The organism is Micromonospora sp. NPDC049374 (assembly GCF_040677165.1).
GTDB lineage: Bacteria > Actinomycetota > Actinomycetes > Mycobacteriales > Micromonosporaceae > Micromonospora.
In genome coordinates this window covers 43,323-64,817 of sequence record NZ_JBFAQH010000026.1, presented here as the reverse complement: position 1 = coordinate 64,817, position 21,495 = coordinate 43,323, and the positions used below count along the sequence as shown (strand labels likewise).

Sequence of the window (21,495 nt, the reverse complement as noted above, 5' to 3'; positions counted from 1 at the left end):
AGAACAACCACACACCATCAAACAACCCACCAAAGGGCCGCCATCCGGGGCACCACACCCGCCACAACCGCGCCGGGCACTTTTACTACGTTACCTCACCCTCTGCGGCGAGTCAAACCGGGTTGTCCCGGTCCGTCACGCTTCAGGCGGTTCGGCGTCCGCGATCGAGCGCAGCGGCTTCCCGCTTGACTCGGTCATCGGATTTGGCAGGCCGGCCGTTGCGGTTACCCGCACGCTCGCCCGGTTCCCTACCGGTCGTGAACCTTACCCGGTCGGTTCCGCCCCACCAAATCCGCCCCTCGGCGGCCCGGTCGAGCCCCACCCGGCCGTGTCCACAGAGGAGACAGTCCCCTCGCGGACCCGGTGCCCGCCAGAACTTGACCCTCAGGGCTTTCGCCCTGTTTGCCCCGTTCCGCGCTGGCAGAGAGAAAGTTACGCGTCCGGCGGTTTGATCGTCAAATCGGCGCGGAGCGGTCCCCGTCACACCCGTTGTACCTCGCTCCCGGTGCGCCCTCTTCCCCTCCGCACGCCAGCAGAACGCGACCGGCCGATGGCAGGAGTGGCTCACCCCGTACCGCGTCGGGATGCCCGCCACCCACGAAGGCCCAGCAGCCCCACGGCCGTGCCGATAGCCAACGACGCCGCGATGAGCAGTGCGTGCACCCACAGGAAGGCGGTCGCCGGCCAGGCCCCGACGACTCCGCTCGACCAGGACCTCGGGTCGTTCCAGATGGCCACCGCGAACCTTGGCCAGATCACCCAGGTCCAGATCCCCACTCCGGTGAGGAACACTGCCCAACCGCGTGACAGCACCATGGTCGGCGAGTATGCCAGCGGCCGGACCGGGACGTCGGCGGAAGCGTCCGATCGGTACGGTGGTTCGCATGAACCCGCTGCTGAGCCGTACCAACGCGGAGGCGCACCTCTACATGGATCTGCATCCGTGCAGCTGCGGGGAGACGCGTTTCCCCCGGGAAAGTGCGGTAGTGGCGCTGGACGACGGTGACCTGGCCAGCCGGTACACGGGCGCCTGCGTCGGGTGCGGCCAGGAGCGGGAGTTCCTCTTCCGGCTGCCGCCGGCGTCAACACCGGCTGGCGGTGGGTTCCGCTACGGCGGGGACGAACCCTCACAACTGCTCGACCCAGGCGAATGGCTGCTGGTCTCTGACGCGTACGCCGGTCAGGTGCCGGCCGAGCCCGGCGGCGGTGAGGCCGGTCAACGCGCCCGGGCCGCGCTGACCCGAGCCGTGGCCGCCCTCGATGAGGTCGGGAAGTTCATCCCGCCGGACGGGGCCGTCGTCCCCGCGAGCGCCTTCACCACCGACCGGGGCCGGCAGCTGCACCAGCGCGAGCCCGGCCGGTTCCGGCGAGACCGACTCACCGCCGTCCGCGACGCGTACGCAGGCATGCTCGCGCAGCTCGCCTGAACAGCACTGTTCCGGCTACTACTGCCCGTCCTCGTCCTGGCTGGACTCGGCAACGGCAGCGGGCGGCAGGATCTGTGCCGGTGGAAGATCTGCCCCTTCCGTCGGAGTCAGCCGACCGATCAACTCCCACATCGACCCGGCCACCGCAACGAGGCTCCGTTGCCGACTCACCGAGACGGCTGGGCCCGGTGGGCCGACCAGGTCCAACTCGTGCACGAAGTACACCGCCTCGTCGCCAGTCCTGCTGGCCGACACCACCAGCAGCCCGCCGGACGGATTGGCGATCACCAACCAGTCCGGCGACAGCCAGGGATCCCGGTACACACGCTGGGCATGCACCAGATCGAACGGCGGATGCTCGGGATGCACCCCGAACAGCGGCCGCTCCGGCAGCAGGGTGAACGGTATGCCTGAGATGTGATGCTCCGTCTCCGGCTGTGCACCGTTGGTCCGGCCGAGCCAGTCGCGGTAGCTGGCTGACAGCCGAGCACCGAGGGCTGCCTCCAAAGACTGGAGTTGAGCCTCCTCCAGCGGGCCGTAGGGCAGTAGCCGGGCCGGCTTGCAAAGCCGACCGGCGGGCGGATCCATCACCTCGTCCTCGTCCACCCGACGGACGGTGACCTCCCAGTCATCCGCGCTGGACATGTCCAGATCCGCGAAGCGCCAGGTCTCCTCGCCCACCGGAAAGGTCTCACCGAGCGTGACCTCGTGGGCGGAGTCCCCGCCGCGCTGAAAGGGCATGACGATGATCTCGGCCCGCACCGGCGCCCCTACGTCGACCCAGCTCACCGCGACCCGGGCCGGCCCGACGCTCGTCGTCGCGTTGTTCCGGACGGCGGCCACATGAGTAAACGAGCGCACCAGTTCTCTCCCGGTTCCCTCAGGCACGATCAGGTGTCCAGCATGTCGTACAGCGCCGGCTAAGGGCGCGGACGCCGAGCGTTCCGCGTGCGATGCGTTCGGACTTCCTGCCATCGACCGAGTGCCGGCGGTGCCGCGTCGGGCCCTGCCCATCGTTCAAGCCGCCGCGGCTCACGGCCTGCCACGCCTTGCTCAAACCTGCCCGTTCTCGTAGTTGGCGGGGTCCGTGAATGTCCCGGGCGGGTGGATCTGTACGGGCGGCAGGTGGTCCAGTTCCATCGGGGTCAACCGACCGATGAACTCGTACATCGACCAGGCCACCGCCCTCAGTTTCCGCTCCCGGGCAGCCGTGGCGACCGGGTCGGGCGGGCCGACCAGGTCAAGCTCACTCACGAAATAGACGCTCTCGTTCCCCAACTCTGCCGAGACGACCAGCAGCCCGCTGGCCGTGTTCGCGATGACGAGCCAGGCCGCTGAGAGCCAAGGATCCCGGTATCGGCGCTGGGCGTGCACCAGGTCGAACGGGGGATATTCAGGGTGGACGCCGAACAGCGGAGCCGACGGCAGCAGCGCGATCGGCATCCCGGGGATGTGGTGCGGCACCTCGGGTTGCGCACCGTTGTTCCGACCCAGCCAGTCGCGGTACCCGCGCGGTAGCTGGGCCCCGAGCGCGACCTCCAACGACCGGAGCCGGGTCTCGTCGAGTTGGCCGTACGGCCGCAGCCGAGCCCGCTTCCACAGCCGCCCGGTCGGCGGTTCCATCACCTCGTCCTCGTCCACCCGACGGACGGTGACCTCCCAGTCATCCGCGCTGGACATGTCCAGATCCGCGAAGCGCCAGGTCTCCTCGCCCACCGGAAAGGTCTCACCGAGCGTGACCTCGTGGGCGGAACTCTCGTCGCGCTGAAAGGGCATGACGATGATCTCGGCACGTACCGGAGGCCCGGCATCGACCCAGCGCACCCCGAACCGGGCCGGCCCGACAGGCGTCGTCGAGTTGTTCTGGACGACGGCCACATGAGTAAACGAGCGCACAGTTCTCTCCCGGCTCCCTCAGTCACGATCAGCTGTCCAGCATGTCGTAGAGCGCCGGCTCGGCGGGAAGTGAGAAACCGAGCACGTCGCGGGCGATCCGTTCGGCCTCCGCACGATCCACCGGTGCCGGCGTCGCCTGCCCCGGCACCATGCCGCTGGCCGTCCAGTGCAACGTGCGCCCTGGGCGGCCACCGACCTCGGACACCATCAGGCCAGCCACGCTACCGTCCGAAGCAAGCAACGCGAAGTAGCTGATCATGCACCGTTCGTCATCGAGGTGAGTACGACCAAGCGTGCGCGGTGGCGACGTGGGCTTAGCCGGCGGGCCGGGCTGATCGGTCACCGGAGAGCCCGAGTTCGGAACGGCCCGCGGACGATTGGCGATCTGCTCGTCGGACGATCGGGGCGACGGCACAGGTGGCCGGACGTTCGCTCCGGGGCCACTACCCGTCCAAGGCGACGGCAGAGTGGTAGCCGGTGACTGCTCCAGGTGCGCGCACCAGGGCTGCATCAGGTCGAGGAATGCACGCACCGGCATCGGTGGCGGATGCTCTCGGTTCCACGGGTTACGTAGCTGCACCTGGCCGTCCTGCACCGCGACAACCTCGTAGACGTGCGCCTCCTTGAGCCCGTACGGCAAGCTGGCACGCCCCGGATACTTCTCCATCGGCCACGTTGCGATGGTGATCGGGCTGCCGGCGACGAGCATGGCCGCCAGTTGCCGCTCGACCGTCGTCTCTCGCCCCGGCGTGACATCGAGAGCCGTCTGCCGGGCCGGCAGGCCGGTGAGTTGGGTGAGCAGCTCGGCCTGCGTCAGGGTAGTGCTGCCGACGTTGAGCCGCGCATAGCCCATCGGCGCGGCACGGTGCGGGTCGTCCTTGCTCTTCCACCCGCGCCACTCGCGTTGCCACTGCTCGTGCCGTTCCTTGGTCCAGGTTCGGTCGACCGCCGCAAGCGCCTTCTCCAACACCGCCACCCACCCGACGCCGACTTCCGACTGGTCGGCATACGCGGCCCACGAGCTGCCGGAGTGCACCGGGACATCAGGACGCACGTTGATCCGGATGCGCCGCCCGGTCGCCACTGACTCATCTCCGCGCAACACAGTTTCGTGCAGCAGGACATCCACCGTGCCGTCCGGCTTCGGCTGGAACAGCTGGGGAATGCTCTCTGGTCGATGCCCGGCGAGGGCCGCCATCGTGGCCAGCATCCCGCAGTCGCCCAGCAAGCCCTGCTGCACCTGCGTCCTTCGGGGCGGGCCGTCGAAGAGCGGTGCCGGTTGGCCCGTTGCCGGGAGTAGGGACCGACCGTACTCGATCGGGTACTTGGGCTTCGGGTCGGGCAGGGTCACCCGGTCGGCGACCACGGCGATCTCGCCAGCGGTCACAGTCGGGATGACCTCGGTCTCGACGGCCGGGTCGGACGGCATCATCGCCCGCAGTGCCTCAGTCAACGCCGTCGGCACCAGGCCCATCCGCCGCGCATCCGACAGGTAGTGGAAGCTGTGCGTGGTGAGCACCGTCACGGCGGCAGGATTCGACCCGTACTCGACGTTGAACGCGGCGTAGGTCCGCGTTCGGTCCTCGGTCAGCAACGCGTTCCGGCCGGCCGGGGTGTTCAGGTCGTACGCGGGCGCCGACGTGTCCAGGGTGAACTCGGGGGCGCCTTCGAGGGTGTACGGGCGCAGGTCGAAGCGGCCGGTCAGGTCGACGTAGATGCCTTCGGTGGCGAGCCGGTCGGCGAGGCGTGGGTCGACTCGGCGGACCTGGTCAAGCAGGTTCTGCGGCAGACCGATGAGCTGCCCGGCGAGGGCGGGCATCCGGGGCAGCGAGGACTGGTTCTGTTCCCCGTGTACGGCCAACTCCCGCAGCTTCGCGGCCAAGTCGGCAGCGGGCGGCGGCTGGAAGTCGGGAGCGAGTCGGCTGCGATAGTCGATCGCGCGGAACCGCTCGACCATCGTCTGGTCGGGGTTGACGGCCAGGGCACCGGCCACCGCCTCCGGTGTGATCACCGGCAGGCTCAGCTGCATCACCTGGGTCCACACATCAGCGGGTAGGACCGCGAGTCGGGCCGCTGCCTCGGGCGTACCCCAGCGGAGGCCCAGCCGGTCGACCAGGGTGTCGATCTCGGCTCGTAGGGCGAGCCGCGCGGCGGGATCGGCCTGTGCGTACCAAGCCGCCATCAGGCGCAGCTCGGCCAGCCGGCCCCGGTCCCGGACCGAGAGGCCGGCGGGGTCGATCGGCCCCTCCGCCGCGCCCTGATCGAAGAGCCCGACGTGGGCGGCACCTGCCTCGTGCCGGGCCAGCAGTTCGGCGGCCTCGTGCGCCACCGCGCGGTCGACCGCCAGGTCCGAGGCACGGTCGGAGACGGTCAGGGTGAAGGTGCCGTCCAGGTTGCGGATTGTCTGTGCCACGACGCCGTTGGGGAGCCCGGCGGCGGTGACCCGGACGCGCAGCGGCTCCAGGCCGGGCGCGCGCAACTCGAACACGTCGGGGCCGACCGGCACGATCTGGTCCGCGCCGACCGGCTCCGCCAGGGCGGGTAGGACCGACCGGGCCCGGTCCACCACGGCCGGGGCATCGGCGACAGGACGGCCCTGCCCGTGGAACTCCGACCCGGGCAACGCGGCCACCGTGCTGCGTGCTGGCTCGACGTGGGCGTACCAGGGGCTCATCAGGTCGAGGAAGGCGCGCAGCGGCATCGGCGCGGGATGACGGGAGTTCCACGGGTTGCGCAGCTGCACCTCGCCGTTCGCCACCGACACGATCTCGTACGCGTGCCCCGCGATCAGCCCGTACGGTGGCTTGCCGCCCGGCTGGGCAGCGTAGGCGTTGGCCGGCCGGGTGCCGGTGATCAACGGGCTGCCGGCGGCGAGCAGGGCCGTCAGTCGCGCCTCGGCGGCGGCCTCCCGGCCCGGTGTCGGGTCCAGTTCACTGACCCCGGTGGGCAGGCCGGTGAGCTGGCTGAGCAACTCCGCCTGCACCAGACGGCTGCTGCCGTTGTCGAGGCGGGCGTAGCCGAGCGGGGCCGCCTGCGTGGCGTCCACGCCCGGTCGGGCGGTCCACTGCTGCTGCCACTGGTCGTGGCGCTGCTGAGTCCAGGTACGGTCGATCGCCGCGATCGCCTTCTCCAGCAGCGACGCCCAGGACGCCCCGACCACGGACTGGTCGGCGTACGCGCTGTGACCGTTCGAGCTCGGGTGCAACGGCACGTCCGGGAAGACGGTCACCCGCAACTGTCGGCCGGTCGGTGTGATCGCGCGGTCGGGTCCGCTGGTCTCGTGCAGCAGCACGTCGACCGAGCCGTCCGGGTTCGGGTGGAACATCTGCGCGACGGTGTCCGGCAGTTGACCGGCAACCGAGCCGATCACGGCGATCATGCCGCAGTCGCCGAGCGCCCCCTGCTGCACGTCCTCCCGCTTCGGCGGTCCGTCGAACAACGGCGGCGGTTGTCCGGTACGGGCATCCAATGCCGGCCCGTAGACCGGACCCGGCTGGCTTGCCGACTCCGGTGGCAGGGTCACCCGGTCGGCTACGACCCGGATCTCTCCGGACGCCTCCTGCGTCGCGGAGTTTTCCACGGTGGCGGCGACGGTGGTCGCCGCCGGGGTGATGCTGCGCAGTGCCTCGGTCAGGACGTCCGGCACCAGCCCCATCCACCTGGCGGTGCCCTGGTAGTGGAAGTCGTGTCCGGTGAGCAGGGCGGCGGCCTGGTCGCCGCGGAGCCCGCGCAGCGCGGCCCGGGCCCGCTGCCGATCCTCGTGCAGTTGGGCGCGGCGCCCGGATTCGGTGGTCAGGTCGAACGCCGGGCGTGCGGCGCCGAGGTCGACGGCGGGCACGCTCGGCACCATGTACGGGCGCAGGTCGTAGCGGCCGGTCAGGTCGACGTAGATGCCCTCGGTGGCGAGTCGGTCGGCGAGTTGCGGATCCACCGCCCGGATCCGGCCGAGCTGTGCCTGCGGGATGCCGACGATCTGCCCGGCGAAGGCGGGCATCCGCGGCATGCCGGACTGTGCATGCTCGGCCTCGGTCGCCAGTTCCCGCAGCCGGGCGTCCAGGTCCGCCTGGAGCGGCACCTGGAAGTCCGGCGCCAGCCGGGCCCGGTAGTCGATCATGCGGATTCGCTCGACCTCGGTGAGGGTGGCGGCTCCGGCCAGCACCGTGGAGACCGCGTCGGGCGTGATCGACGGCACGCTGAGCTGCATCAGGTGCGCCAGCACGTCCCGGGGTAGGAGGGCCCACCGCGACCGGACGTCCGGGTCACCGACACGTAGGCCGAGGTGGCCGGCGAGGGCGTCGATCTCGGCGCGCACGGCCGGTCGGGCGGCCGGGTCGGCGGCGGCGTACGTGGCGGCGAGCAGCCGGATCTCCGCCATCCGCCCCTGGTCGTGTGCGGTCAGCCCAGCCGGATCGATCGGGCCCTGCACGTTGCCCGGATCCAGCGGGCCGACAAGCGCCCGACCGGACTCGTGCAGCGCCGTCAGCTCGGCCACCTCGTGCGCGAGCGCCCGGGCCACCACCGGGTCGGCGGCCCGGTCGGAAACGGTGACGGTGAAGGCGCCGTCCGGGTCGCGGTGCGACCGGGCCACCAGGCCGTCACTCAACGGGCCACTGGTCAGCCGTACGGTCAACGGGTGTTGTCCGGCAGATCGGATCTCGAAGAGATCCGGCCCGACCGCGACCACCGCGTCCACCTGGGCGTACTGCGCCACCTGTGGCAGCGCGGACCGGGCAAGATCCAGCACCGCCGTCGGGTCGGCCACCGGCCTGCCCAGACCGTGGAAGGTGGAGCCCGGAACGGCACCGGCAGTTATCGAGTCAGCCGTCGATACGCTGGCGTCATGGCCACGCCCGCCGACCTCTACGCCGCCATCCTCGCCGACCCCGACGACCTCGACCTGCGGCGACGCTACGCCGACGCCATCGAGGCCACCGACCCCGAGCGCGCCGAGCTGATCCGTCTCGACGTGGCGGGTGCCGACGGCAGCAGGGAGATGCTGTTCCTGCACCGGCGGATCCACCCGCGCCTCGCCGCTCCCGTCGCCCACCTGCTCGTCGACTGGAGAATCCGCAACGGTCTGGTCGAGTCGGTCACCATGACCGCCCGTACCTTCATCGACCGGGGCGAGGAGGTCTGGGCCAACCATCCCGTCCGCCACCTGGTGCTGGTCGAGGCTGCCGGGCTGACGGCGGAGGTCGCCCAGGTCGCCTGCCTCAACCGTCTGGTCGCCCTCGACCTGCGTGGCAACCCGATCGGTGACGACGGGCTCGCCGCGCTCGTCGACTCCCCTCATCTGGGTCGGCTGCGGTGGCTGGGTCTGGCGCGCTGCGGCATCGGTCCGGCCGGGGCGGAGGCCCTCGCCGCCAGCCGCAACCTGCCCGGTCTGCGTTTCGTCGATTTCCGGCGTAATCCCGTCGAGGTCACCGCCCAAGGGCACGGGCAGGGTATCGACGGGCGGCCCACCGAGGTCGAGTTGCCCCCGCTCGGTCGGGAGTTGGTGGCCCGGTACGGCCCGCTGCCCTGGCTCGATGTCCAATGGGGCTGGAGGTTGTACAGCACGGCCCTCTGGGACGAGGTCTGAAGGCGAGTCCAGCGGTGCGGAGCCGCCACCAGCGGGCGGCGGCACGGGCGGGATGCCACGGTTCGCCTCGGCGATCCGCTGGGCGTGGAAGCGGATGCTGGGCGGGATGCCCCGCGAGTCGGCTGGCAGCCCCGCTGCCTGACGCAGGACCACATCCATCATGCCCTCGTCGACCCTGGCCAGGAGCGCCCCGGCCACCCCGGCACCGCCGAGGACTCTGAGCTGGCCACTGGGGTCCTGTAGCCCGAGCACGTCAGGGACCGGGTTCGTCGTCCGGATCGCCGGTCCCTCAAGAGCCGCCAACTCCACCTCGGAGAGCAGGCTGTGGACGCCACCGGGCAGCCGGGGTTCCTGCCCGATCGAGAGCACCACCCGGTCGTAGACCTGCTCGGTGCCGTCGCTGAACCCGACGACGAACGCTCCGTCAACGGTGTGCCGGATGCCGACGACGCTGCGCAGCGACATGTCCGACACTCGGGCCCGGGCAGCGTCTGAGTACGCACCGAGGCCGGGCAGGTTGTTACGCCGATTGTCACCGCCGCTGAAGCTGAGCTCCAGTTGCGCTCGGGCGTCAACGACGGGATCACCCGTCACCCGATCGGCCGGTAGCGGCCTGGCCTGGGCCGACCAGTCGATACGCCCGGCCGTGGAGGCTGCGGCCTGCTCGATGTCCCACGCGCCGGACGGGCCTGCGCCGTAGACCAGCACCCGATCGCCCGGCTGGTAGGTGTCGGCCAGGTTCTGCCCACCGAAGTCGACAGGTGGCGCGGCCGGGCGGGGGTCGGAGAACGAGCCGTCCGGGGCATGGCCGAGCCGGGCGGCGACCTCCTCGGGCAGCGTCCGTGGATCCACCGGGTCCCCCGCCGGGCCCTGGACCTGCCCGGTCAGGATGTTGACGGCGAGGCCGGAGGACGGGTCGGTGACAAGTGGATCCGTCGGCCGACCACTGAGGTCGGTGAGCAGCGGCAGGTCCGAGGCACCCGTACCGGTGCCACCGAGGACGGCCCGGACGGTCGGAGGGAGTCCGTCCGGGTCGACGACCGCACCGGCGGGGTCGTGGAACACCGGCCCGTTCCCGGACCGGTCCACGCGGTAGCCGGTGGTCGGGTCGACGTACTGACCGTCGGTGGTGGTCGGTGCGCTCGGCACTCGGGAAGGGCCGGGGCCGGTCGCGATGTCGAGCGATGCGGTGAAGACCTCCCGCCCGCCGATGGTCACCCGGAAGTTCGCGCCGGCGGGCCACCCGGCGGCGTCGACCGGGCGAGGCGTGATCGAGGTCGCCAGCCCCTGGTAGGTGGGCATGCCGCTGAGTGCCCGGGCCGCACCCACCGCGTCGGCGAAGACGTCGGAGGGGGTGAACCCGGTGCCTTCCTCGGCGAGGTCGGACGGTTGGAACGGCAGCCCGGGAAGCTCCAGCTCCGAGGGGACCTGCCCCATCAGCAGCGTCTGCCGCTCCGCCCACGGGTCGTGTCCCTGCGAGACGCAGAGCACAGGCGGGAGGCCGGTCCCGGGGTCGGCGGGGGCCGCCAAGGTGACGAAGTCGGCGGTGGCGGCCCAACCTCCGCCGATCACCAGCCGACCGAAGACGTGGTCGGGTGCCGCGTCCAGCGCGGAGTCCACCCTGGCGGTCAGCGCGAGGTCAGCCTCGTCCCGCAGGGCGGTGGCCTGCTGGGCCCAGACCCGGGCTTCGGCACGGACGGCCGACTGCGCGGCCCGCAGCTCCGCGACGAACTGTCGCCCGTCGCTCTGCGCGAGCCCGACCAGGCTGTCGACCTCCGGGGCGAGGGCACCGAGGTGGTTCCGGATCAGATCCAGGCGTGCCCGGGCTGCCTCCGGCCCGACCATCGGCACGTTGTCGCCGTGTCCGTGCACGGTGGCTGCGGGTTCCTGCTCCAGCAGGCCGGAGGAGACGAGCAGGCTCAACGCCTCGGCTCGTAGTTGACCAGCCCGAGCCGGATCGGAGGTGGCAGAGCTGTCAGTGAGCACCACCCGCAGTTCGGCGAGGCGGCCGATGTCCCGCGCGGTGAGGGTCCGGCGACCGTTGCCCTCCGGCTGAGCACCCTCGGCGAGCGCCGTGGTGGCGTCGACGCGCAGCCCCACGGACCGTTCCTGAGCGACGGTGTCCACCTCGGCCAGGGCCGCGGCCACCGCGCGGCGGACGTGGTCCGGGTGCGCCCCGGTCGACACCCGCACCACCGCACCGTCGGCGTGGTACTGAACGGTGGCGACGGGTACGAGCGGCACGTCGAGAACAGGGGCGGCCAGTTCGATGCGTACCCGATAAAGGCCGTCGATCGTGTCCAGGGTGACGGTACCGGTGGCCGGGTCGACGTGCGCGCCGTCGGGCAGCGCCCCGCCGTCCACGGCGGCCTGGATGGCTTCTCCGGTCCGCACGGGGTCGGCGTCGAGCAGCGCGCCGCCGAAGGTCGTACCGGCGGCGGCCCGCCGGAGATCGGGCCCGTCGGCGTCCGTCGTGGGGTCGGCGCCGGGCCCTGGCGGGTCACCGGGGCCGGTGGACCCGGTGTCCCCGGTCGCTTCGTCCGACGGCGTCGAGCCGCCGTTTCGGGTCAGGCCGTCGGGTCCGCCTCGGGCCACACCTGCCGGCCCTTGATCCTGCCCTCGCGTCGTGCCTGCGCGTACTCCTCCATCACCCGACGCGGCGGCAGGCTGGTGTGTGCTGTGATCACTCCCGACCGGTCGATGATGTAGCTCCCCTGGCCCACGTGCATCCCCGAGGCCCGCTCCTGCTCCGAAAGTCTCTCCCGGGCCAGCCAGCCGAACTCGAACTCCCGAAGCACGATCGGATTCCCGGTCCGCAGCAGTCGGCTGATCAGCGTCAGCGCCTCGTCCTCGGTCAACTCGCCCCTCTCCGTCAGGCACCATCATCGCCCACAGGGCGTGGGTTTCCCGCACATCGGCGGCCGGCATCTCCACCGACGTCGTCCCGGTCTGCGGATCCCACCACACCGGCGCGTCGGCGCCCGCCGGGAAAACGATCACGAAGGCGTGTGAGCCGTCGACCTCGGGTTGGCCGGTCTCGTCGAGGACCACGTTCCCGGCCGCGTCGAGGAACAGCCAATCCGCCACCACCAGCGCGGACGCTCCCGGGCCGGCGTCCGCGACCTGCCGATAGAGGTCCGCGTACTGGCCGGCCACCGCGTCGGTGCGGGCGGACAGATCCGTCGGCAGGTTGGCGGTACCACCGAGCCACTGCCCACCGAGCCACGCTTCGGCGCGTTCCAGTCCGCCCCGCTCGCCGGAGACGCGGTCGATCGAGCCGTCGTCGAACCGGTCCGCCCAGCGCGGCACGGACACCTGCGGATCGCCGTGGAAGCTGGCCAGTGCCGCAAGCGACGAGTCGAGGCAGTTGTTGGAGCGGCCGGGCTGCTCCGGTCCGCCGTCGTTGACCAGTCTCCCGTACGGGTGGGTCGACGGATCCGCGAAGACCGCGTACCCCTGTGGGGTCTCCAGGCTCGCCGCGAGATCGTCCTGGAAGCGTGGGTCCTCCAGCGGTGCCAGCTCGCCCGGGCCGAACCGTCGGCTCTCCGGTAACGACGGGGCGGGGGTGGTGGTGACCGCGCCGTCCGTCGATACGCTGCCGTCATGGCCACGCCCGCCGACCTCTACGCCGCCATCCTCGCCGACCCCGACGACCTCGACCTGCGGCGACGCTACGCCGACGCCATCGAAACCGTCGACCCCGAGCACGCCGAGCTGATCCGCCTCGACCTCGACGGTGGGAGCACCCCACGACGTCTGCTGCTCGGGCGAAGGGTCGGACCACGGCTCGCCCGGCCGGTCGCGCATCTGGTCGACGCCTGGCGGTTGCGGCGCGGTTTTGTCGAGTCTGTCACCATGCGCGCCGACGCCCTCCTCGACCACGGGGTCGAGGTCTGGCGTGCCGCTCCCATCCGTCACCTGGTGCTGACCGATGTCGCCGGACACGCCGCCGACATCGCCGACTCGCCCCTGCTGGGGAGCCTGGTCGGACTGGACCTGGGCGGAAACCCCATCGGTGACGCCGGTGTGCGGCACCTCGCCGGTTCCGGTCGTCTGGGCCGACTGCGCTGGCTCGGTCTGTCCCGTTGCGACGTCGGTGCCGAGGGGGCCGAGGCGCTGGCCGCCAGCCGCAACCTCCCCCGCCTGCGCTACGTCCAGTTTGACCGCAACCGGGTCGAGATCCTGCCGTACGGCATCGGCCAGGACATCGACGGCAGACCGATCGGGGTCGAGGTGCCCGCTCTCGGGCAGCGTCTCATCGACAGGTACGGACCGCTGCCCTGGCTCGACGTCCGCTGGGCCTGGGAGGGTCCCCCGAGATACCACGACGTCTGAGGCGTCCGGACCGGACGGGGGACCGGGTACGGTCGGGCCGTCACCTGGTGCGGCCGGCGGTGCCGGCCGGTTGGCCTCGGCGATCCGTTGAGCATGGAACCGGATGCTGGGCGCGATGCCCCGGGAGTCGTCAGGTAGCGCGTTGGCCTGAGCGGTCAGGAGGGCACGAACCTCCGACGGGGTGGACGTCTCGGCGACCACACCAGGGGCGACACTGGCCGCGCCCAGGACACGGAGCCGCCCCGAGGCGTCCCGAAGGCCGAGCACGTCGGTTTCGGCATCCGGAACGGCCGCCGGTCCGTCCAACGGCTCCAGACCGAGCCCGGAGACCAGGTTGGCGACACCGCCCGGGAACTCGGCCGCCTGGCCGATCGAGAGCACCACCCGGTCGTACGTCTGTCGACTGCCGTCGGTGAACTCCACCAGGAAGCCACCGTCGACGGTGTGCCGGAGGCTGACGATCTCCCGCAGTGAGCGTTCGACCTGACTCTGCACCGAGTCGGCGTAGGCACCGACATCGGGCAGCGTGTTCCGCCGGTTGTAGCCACCTCCGAAGCTGTGCCGCAGGCGTGCCTCCGCGTCCTGGGCCGGATCACCGGTGAGCTGGTCGGGCGGCGGGTCCGTCGCCCGGGCCGACCAGTCGACGCTCGCGGCGGCCGACGCCACCGCCTGTTCGATGTCCCAGGCGCCAGAGGCGCCCGCGCCGAAGACCAACACCCGGTCACCGGGGCGGTAGGCGTCGGCGAGGTTCTGCCCGCCGAAGTCGACCGGCGGCGCGGACGGCCGGGGATCGCGGAAGGACCCGTCCGGAGCGAAGCCCAGCCGGGCTCCGACCTCGGCCGGCACGGCACCGGCGTCCACCGGCGTGCCGGCGGGGTCGAGAACCTGACCGGTCGTGACGTCCACGGCGTACCCGGACGTCGGGTCGACCACCAGCGGATCGGTGGGTCGCCCGGTCAGGTCCGCGAGCAGCGGCAGATCCGACCGGCCGGTGCCGGGGCCACCGAGGACGGCCCGTACGGGCGGCGGCACGCTCTCCGGTGCGATCAGGTTGCCGTCCGGGTCCTGGAACCGGGGTGTGCTGCCGGAGCGGTCGACCCGGTAGCCGGTGGTCGGGTCGACGTACGTGCCGGTGGCGTCGGTTGGCACGCTCGGCACCCGGGACGGTCCCGGCCCGCTGGCGATGTCGACGGAGGTGGTGTAGATGTCCCGGCCGTTGACTGTCACTCGGAAGTTGGCGCCGTCGGGCCAGCCCGTGGCGTCGGCCGGTCGGGGCGTGATCGAGGTGGCGGTGCCCTGGTAGGTCGGCATGCCGGAGAGCGCCCGCGCCGCGCCCACCGCGTCGGCGAAGACGTCGGACGGGGTGAACTGGGTGCCCTCCTCGGCCAGGTCGCCCGGCTGGAACGGCAGGCCGGGCAGCTCCAGTTCCGACGGGATCTGTCCCATCAACAGGGCCTGGCGTTCCGCCCACGGGTCGTGTCCCTGCGAGATGCAGAGCACCGGCGGCAGGCCGTGGCCGGCGTCCGCCGCGGCCCCCATAGTGACGAAGTCGGCGGTCGCGGCCCAGCCACCACCGATGACGAGGCGGTCGAAGACGTGGTCGGGCGCCACGCCCAGGGTGGCGTCCACCCTGGCGGTCAGCGCGAGGTCGGCCTGATCACGCAGTTCGGTGGCCTGTTGAGCCCAGGCCCGCGCCTCGGCGCGGACAGCCGATTGGGCCGCCCGAATGTCCGCCACGAGCTGCTGCCCGTCGCTTTGCGCGAGCCCGATCAGGCTTTCCACCTCGGCGGCGAGCGGGCCCAGGTGATGGTGGATCAGGTCGAGGCGGGCGCGGGCCGCCTCCGGCCCGACGACCGGCGTGTTGCTGCCGAGCCCGTGCACGAGGTGCGCCGGTTCCTGTTCGAGGAGGCCGGAGGCGACGAGCAGGCTCAGCGCCTCGGCGCGTAGTTGACCGGAGGTTCCCGGATCGGTGGCCGTCGCGCTGTCGGCGAGCACCACCCGCAGCTCGGCCAGCTGGCCGATGTCGCGCGCGGTCAGCACGCGGGTGCCGTCACCCTCCGGTCGGGCACCCTCAGCGAGTGCGGTGGTGGCGTCGAACCGCAGCCCCTCGGCCCGTTGCTGGGCGATCGTGTCCACTTCGGCCAGTGCCGCCGCCACCGCCCGCCGGACGTGGTCCGGGTGGGCGCTCGTCGACACCTGTACGACGGCCCCGTCGGTGGTGTAGCGGATGGCGGCCACCGGCGCGGCCGACGCGTCGGCCGCGACCGGGGTCAACTCGACGCGTACCGGATAGGGGCCGTCGGGGGTGGTCAGGGTGACCGTGGCGGTGGCCGGATCGGCACTCGCCCCGTCAGGCAGTGGCCCTGCGGTCAGGGCCGCCTCGACGGCGCTCGAGGTCCGCCCAGGGTCGGCGTCGAGCAGCGCGCCACCGAAGGTCGTACCGGCTGCCGCCTGCCGCAGGTCGGGGCCGTCCGGGTCGGCCGCGGGCCTGGAGTCGCCCGGCGGTGGCGGGCCGTCGACGCCTGATGGCGCGACCTCCCCGGCCGTTTCGACCGGCGACGTCAGGCCGTCGGTTCCTCCGTCGGCCAGACCTGCCGACCCGTCATCCGGCCCTCCCGGCGGGCCTGCGTGTACTCCGTGATCAGCAGCGGTACCGGCAGACTCATCTGGACTGTGATCACTCCCGTCCGGTCGATGATGTAGCTCCCGTGGCCCAGTTGCCTGCCCTCCGTCCGTTCCTGTGGTGACAGCTGCTCCTTCGCCAGCCAGCCGAACTCGAACGGATGCAGCTCGATCTGGTTCGCCGTGCCCAGCAGGCGTCTGATCAGCGTCAGCGCCTCGTCCTCCGTCATCCGAAACCCTTTCCGCCATGGTCTCCATCGACCACAGCGCATACGTCTGCGACAGGTACGCGGCCGGGGGCTGCGGCCACGTCGTCCCTCGTTGCGGATCCCACCAGACCGGCCCGTCGGCGCCCTCCGGAAACACCACGACGAAGGCGTGCGAGTCCTGGACCTGCACCTGTCCCCGATCGAGGACGAGTTCACCGGTGCGGGGATCCGTCCTGACCCATTCCGCCACGACGAGGGCCGCCGAACCCGGACCGGCCGCCGCGACACGCTGATGAAGCTGCGCGTACTGGTCGGCCACCGCCGCCGCGTGCTCGGCCGGGGTCGTGGGCAGCCCCTCCGACCCGCCGGACCAGTCCACGCCGAGCCATTCCTCGGCTCGGTCGAGCCCACTCGCCTCGCCGGTTACGGTTTCGATCGAGCCGTCCGGACGGGTGTCCGGCCACCGGGGGAAGGACACCCGGGGGTCTCCGAAGAAGCTGGACAGCGCCGAGAGCGCGGAGTCCAGGCAGTTGTTGGCGCGCCCTGGCTGGCTCGGGCCACCGTCGTTGACCAACTGTCCGTACGGGTGGGTGGACGGGTCCGCGAACAGGAGGTACCCGTCCGGCGTACGCAGGCTCTGCTCGACGTCCCACTGGTGACCCGGATCCTCCAACGGTGCCAGCTCACCCGGCCCGAGCCGCCGGGTCTGCGCCAACCCGTGGTCGGTGTCGAGCCGCACCGACGACGGGATACCAGGCCCATCCGGCGAACCCGGACCGACGTCGCTCTGCTCCCCCGGGTGGTTTTGAGTACCTGGGACGTCTGCGGTCAGACCGCCGAGCGGCAGATCTCCGTCAGCTCGTCCTCCGTCGGCAACGGCACCGTCGTGAAGTGCGCCACCTGGCGCTCCGCCGTCGCCCGGTCGACCTGCTGAATCTCGTGACGCTCCGGATTCGCCCACAGGATCGCCGCCGCCACGTCCGGACGGAACGTCCACGCCTGCTTCGGTCGGTCCCAGATCACCGCCTGGGTCGGCCCGGTGCTGTCCGCCTCCGCGATCAGGTTTACCGGCGGGCCGTCCGGATCCTCCGGTTTCCGAAGGAGGAAGTAGCCGAACGTCAGCGCTGCCATGCACGCTCCCCATCAGGTCAGGGTCCAGACCCGGCAGGTCGGACGCGGCCAATCCTCGCGCGGCGAGCACGTCGGCGAACGTCAGGCCCTGCTGCCCGAGCCAGTCGAGGTACGACTCCCGGATACTCGCCTGCCGTGGCGAAGCCATCCACTTCGCGAAGCTGGTGTCCTTCGGCGTGTCGAACCGGGCGCTGTCCATGCCCCCCGGCATGCTCGCCGCGATGCCGTTGGCCTTGTTGACCGCCAGGATGTCGAGGAACGCGTGTACGCGGGCGGCCGGCGACTGCGCCGGGTCGCGCATCACCTCGTACTGGTCATGGGTCTGCTTGCCGACGTTGTAGCTGGTGTCGGTCGGGAACTGCAGCTCGAAGGTACGCCCGGACGGTGCCGTGAGCGTGCAGTTCAGACCGAAGAAGCGGTTTCCAGGGTGCCAGAAGTTCTTCAGGTCGGTGACCTGGTAGCCCTGGGCCTCCAACGAGGCGAGCAGCGCGTCCACCGCCGGCCCGTACGCCTCGGACTCCGGTCCCCGCACCGAGAACCGCACCACGTCGTTGACGGTGTCCAGCGCCGAACCGATGTCGTACCCGAGGGGCTCCAGCTCGGTGCGGTACTTGCGGGCCAGGGACTCGGCGCCCTTGACGCGGTGCTGCTCGCCGAGCGTGCTGAGCGCGTCCGTGCCGGTCAGTCCGAGCTGCGCGTTCACCTCGGCGTTGACGCTGTGCAGGTCGGCCAGGATCTGGTCGGCCTCGGTCCGCGCCTCGGTCAGGGCGTCCAGCAGGGTGGCCCGGTCGGTGTCCGGCAGCCCGTCCAGGTATGGACTTGCGGCAGGATCGCCGTCCGGTGCGACGCCAGCGTCACTCAGTCCGCCGGATCCAGGATCGGCCAGACCTGCCGGCCGGTGATCCGGCCCGCCCGGCGGGCCGCCGCGTACCGTTTCATGATCAACGGTGGTGGCAGGCCGGGATGCACGGTCACCACTCCCGTCTGGTCGATGATGAAGACCCCCTGGCCCAGTTGCCGGCCCTGCGTCCGCTGCTGCGGGGAGAGCGTCTCCTGGGCTGCCCAGCCGAACTCGAACGGGAACACCGCCACCGGGTTGTCCGTCCCCAGCAGCGTGGTCATCAGTTGCCGGGCTTCCTCCCTGCTCATCGGCATGGGCGGGCTGCACCTCCATCGACCACAGGTTGTGCGTCAGTTCAACATAGTCGCCCGGCAGCGGATCAGTGGTGGTGCTACCGAACTGCGGGTCCCACCACACCGGCCCGTCCGCGCCCTCCGGGTAGACGAGCAGGAAGACATGCTCACCGGCCGGCTGCGTGTTGCCCTCGGCGTCGAGCAGAGGGTCGCCGGTGTTCTCGTCGAACTGGACCCAGTCGACGGCGACGACCGCGGCCGCGCCCGGGCCGGCGTCACGAACACGTTGGTAAAGCTGCTCGAACTGGTCAGCCAACGCGGCCGACCGCTCGGCGGGCGTACCCGGTAGGACGTCGTTGTCGCCGGTCCACTCGCCACCGATCCAACTCTCGATCCGGCCGAAGCCGTTCAATTCGCCGAGCGTCGTGTCGACGGTCCCGCCATCGACCCGGTCCGGCCAACGCGGATGCGAGACCTGCGGATCGCCGTAGAAGCTGGCCAGCGCCGCGAGGATGGTGTCGACACAGTTGTTGGCCCGGCCGGGCTGATCCGGCCCGCCGTCGTTGATCAGTTGACCGTACGGATGGGTCGACGGGTCGGCGAAGACCTCGTACCCCTCCGGGGTTCGGAGGCTGTCCTCGACATCCTCCTGGTACCGCGGATCCTCCAGCGGCGCCAACTGCTCCGGCCCGAACTGGCGCGTGTCCGGCATCGGCCAGCCCCGCATGTCCGGCCAGGCGGCCGGTGCGGAGTTCCCGTCTGCGTCCGGATTCGGCTCGCCCTCGCGGCTCGGGCCGGGATCGCCCTCGGGGTTCGGGCTGCCCGGCGTCACGTCCGAGTCACTCGGACCAGTCGACAGCCCGTCGGGATCGTTCGGTCCGGCCGGCGTCTCGTCGGAACTGTTCGGGTCGCCCGGCGTACGGTCCGGGTTGTTCGGGTCGGAAACGGCGCCCGGGCGGCCGGTCGGGGTGGAGTTCTGGTCCCGACCTCCCGCTGGCAGGTCCGCGGTCGAGGCCGGCGGAACCGGAGCCGGTGTGCTGGCTTCGGACACGGTGTGACTGACGGGATCGCCTTCGGCATCCAGCACGATCGACCAGACATCCCCCATCTGGTCGGCGTACAGCGGGTTGAAGTCGGAGATGTGCCGATGCTGGCCGTCCACCCAGACGACCGTGCCATCGTGGTTCACCGCGTTCCACGTGTGCGCCCGGCCACTGCCGTCCGGTGAACTCCCGATGATGATTGCCGCAGCACCTGGCCCAGCCGCTCGGAGAGCCTCAGCGACCGTGTCCAAGGCGTGCGCACCTCTGCCCTGATGGCCGAAGCTGGACCGCAACGCCTGCTCCTGCCGGGCGGTGCTGCCCCGCTCCACCTCGGCTGAGGGGACCGTCGGTGCCGCCACGTCGGGACGGCCGTACCAGGCCGACAGCACAGACAGCCCAACATCGGCGCAGTTCGTGCTGCGTCCTGGGACCGTCGGCCCACCATCGTTCAGCAGTCCCGCCCATGAGCCGACACGCGGATCCGGGTGGACCGCAGGTAGTCCTGTGGCTGGGTCCCGAGGCATGGCCGCGTCGAGCGCATCCTGGTCGGCTTGGTCCGGCGGCAGAAGACCCTCCGGCTGTCCGTACGGCCGGCCAGTGCTCAGCGGGGGCCCGTTGCCCACCACGCCTGGTACGGACGGTTGGTAGACAGTGACGTCACGATCGGGGTCGGTGATCGGGTCGATATTGAACTCGGGCAGGAAATGCGCACACGATCGACATGGCGGTCGGTAGTGCCCGAGTTCGTATGTGACACCGCCAGACCTGGCTGGCTTGATCTGGTGCGTGACGATCTTGGCGCCTTGCAGGGAGTCCAAGGCGTACTGCTCGAAGGTGCCGGGCTCCCCTGCGTTCCGCCATTGCTGTTCCAGTAAGTAAAGCTGGTCGGAAACCAGGGCAACCTCGGCACACTTCCCGTGCCCGCCGCCCACGCCGTCGACGAGGGTCGCTGCAATCCGGTCCAGTGCGGCCTGTGCGAGGGGATGCACCCGAGGTTGTGTGGGAGGTTTCGCGCCCTTGTCGGCGGTCATGCTGGTGTGAGTCGTGATGTCGCCGTTGGGCATCAACAGCGCACCGGCCATGCCGGGCTGCTTGCTCTTAGAGACCGAGGCGGACTTGACCGCGGTCCGGACGGTCTCAGCAAGCGTCCGTGACGCCTCGATCAGCGCGCGCTCCGCTTCGGGGCCGTTCGGGTCACCGTCAACCGACGTCGGATCCAGTTGCCAGCTGTGGGTACCGCGTCCGGTTGGTCCCTCAGACCGTTTGAGGGTCTGCGGGTCGACCGGGCCGGTCGCTGTCTCAGGGCCGGGGTTTGTCGGCCCGCCGTGGAGGGTGCCGCTGCTGGTTGGCACCGGGATCACGACCGGCCCGTCGGTGGTCCGCTGAGCCGGATCGGTGCTTTCGGGGTTCTGATCCGTGGTCGGGTCGGCAGTGGGAGTGGTGTCGAGGGAGGGCGTCGTCGGCTCGATGCCCGCCGTCTGTGCCGGCACCGTCGGGGTGAGTGGGTCTGCTGGCGCAGGTGTCGCGTCCGGCCGAGCCATGGACTGCGCCGGTTGGGCCGGGGTGGCCTGCTGGGCGGGCGTACCCGGCTGCTGGGTGGGCGCGACCTGCTGGGTGGAGCCAGCGGGCTGGGCAGGGTTCGTCGTGGTGGGGCCCGCGGCGGGCGCGAGGGAGATCGAGCCTGCCGTGTTCGCCGCTGTCGGATTGACCGCCGGTCCGACCGGCGTGCCCCGGCCGGGTGTCGGTTGCGTGGTGGTGTTGCCGGAGGGCTGCTGGGTGTTCGTGCCCGTGCTCGGTGTGCCGGTCGTGGTCGGCGTCGAGGCGTTCGGAGTGTTCGCCACCTGCGGGCCGGTCGTGGCGGGTGTACCGGTGGTGGGCGTCGGGTTCGTTGCGGTGGTCGGTCCCGTGGGCGCGGCCGTGCCGGGAGGCGTCCCTACCGCCGGGGCGGTTGGTGGCGCCGTCACCGGGGCTGTCGTACCCGGTAGGACGGTGGGTGGCGCATCCGTGGAGACGGACGGGCCGGCGGTGTCGACCGGCCCTCCGTCGGCAACGGCAGGTGCCGGGCTGTCGGTCACCGTTGCACCGGACCCGGTCGAGCCGTCGGCGGGTGGTGCGGC

At 71.3% G+C, this 21,495-nt stretch carries 6 protein-coding genes and 3 pseudogenes; 3 read left to right on the top strand and 6 right to left on the bottom strand.

Features of this window, described 5'->3' with window-relative positions; genetic code table 11:
- Window positions 1-564: 564 nt before the first annotated feature.
- Window positions 565-816 (bottom strand): hypothetical protein, encoded by a 252-nt coding sequence (locus tag AB0J93_RS28585; RefSeq protein ID WP_363925439.1) that lies wholly within the window; start codon window positions 814-816, stop codon window positions 565-567.
- 68 nt (window positions 817-884) lie between these two features.
- Here AB0J93_RS28585 and AB0J93_RS28580 point away from each other — a divergent pair, with 68 nt between their 5' ends.
- Entirely contained in the window at window positions 885-1,427 is a 543-nt protein-coding gene (locus tag AB0J93_RS28580) for a hypothetical protein (RefSeq protein ID WP_363925438.1), read from the top strand.
- Window positions 1,428-1,445: 18 nt separating this feature from the next.
- Here the strand turns inward: AB0J93_RS28580 and AB0J93_RS28575 are convergent, their stop codons facing one another.
- The 3 genes and pseudogenes from AB0J93_RS28575 to AB0J93_RS28565 all read right to left on the bottom strand — a co-directional run.
- Window positions 1,446-2,288, bottom strand: a complete 843-nt coding sequence (locus AB0J93_RS28575) for a DUF6406 domain-containing protein (protein ID WP_363925437.1) — start codon at window positions 2,286-2,288, stop codon at window positions 1,446-1,448.
- A 192-nt stretch (window positions 2,289-2,480) separates the two neighbouring features.
- Entirely contained in the window at window positions 2,481-3,323 is an 843-nt protein-coding gene (locus AB0J93_RS28570; protein WP_363925436.1) for a DUF6406 domain-containing protein, read from the bottom strand.
- A gap of 28 nt (window positions 3,324-3,351) precedes the next feature.
- Window positions 3,352-6,747, bottom strand: a pseudogene (locus AB0J93_RS28565) (C2 family cysteine protease); the annotation flags it as partial.
- Between the two features lie 1,416 nt (window positions 6,748-8,163).
- Here AB0J93_RS28565 and AB0J93_RS28560 point away from each other — a divergent pair.
- On the top strand, window positions 8,164-8,904 hold the full coding sequence (locus AB0J93_RS28560) for a hypothetical protein (RefSeq protein WP_363925442.1): 741 nt from the start codon (window positions 8,164-8,166) through the stop codon (window positions 8,902-8,904).
- Between the two features lie 2,955 nt (window positions 8,905-11,859).
- Here AB0J93_RS28560 and AB0J93_RS28555 read toward each other — a convergent pair.
- Window positions 11,860-12,264: pseudogene (locus AB0J93_RS28555) on the bottom strand (toxin glutamine deamidase domain-containing protein); the annotation flags it as partial.
- A 243-nt stretch (window positions 12,265-12,507) separates the two neighbouring features.
- Here AB0J93_RS28555 and AB0J93_RS28550 point away from each other — a divergent pair.
- Entirely contained in the window at window positions 12,508-13,239 is a 732-nt protein-coding gene (locus AB0J93_RS28550; protein ID WP_363925441.1) for a hypothetical protein, read from the top strand.
- A gap of 2,949 nt (window positions 13,240-16,188) precedes the next feature.
- On the opposite strand, the pseudogene AB0J93_RS28545 reads toward AB0J93_RS28550, so the two are convergent.
- Window positions 16,189-20,919, bottom strand: a pseudogene (locus AB0J93_RS28545) (toxin glutamine deamidase domain-containing protein); the annotation flags it as partial.
- Between the last annotated feature and the right edge of the window lie 576 nt (window positions 20,920-21,495).

Coding starts and splice junctions, on each gene's coding strand:
- AB0J93_RS28585 (WP_363925439.1), bottom strand. CDS start 816: ATGGTGCTGTCACGCGGTTGGGCAGTGTTCCTCACCGGAGTGGGGATC.
- AB0J93_RS28580 (WP_363925438.1), top strand. CDS start 885: ATGAACCCGCTGCTGAGCCGTACCAACGCGGAGGCGCACCTCTACATG.
- AB0J93_RS28560 (WP_363925442.1), top strand. CDS start 8,164: ATGGCCACGCCCGCCGACCTCTACGCCGCCATCCTCGCCGACCCCGAC.
- AB0J93_RS28550 (WP_363925441.1), top strand. CDS start 12,508: ATGGCCACGCCCGCCGACCTCTACGCCGCCATCCTCGCCGACCCCGAC.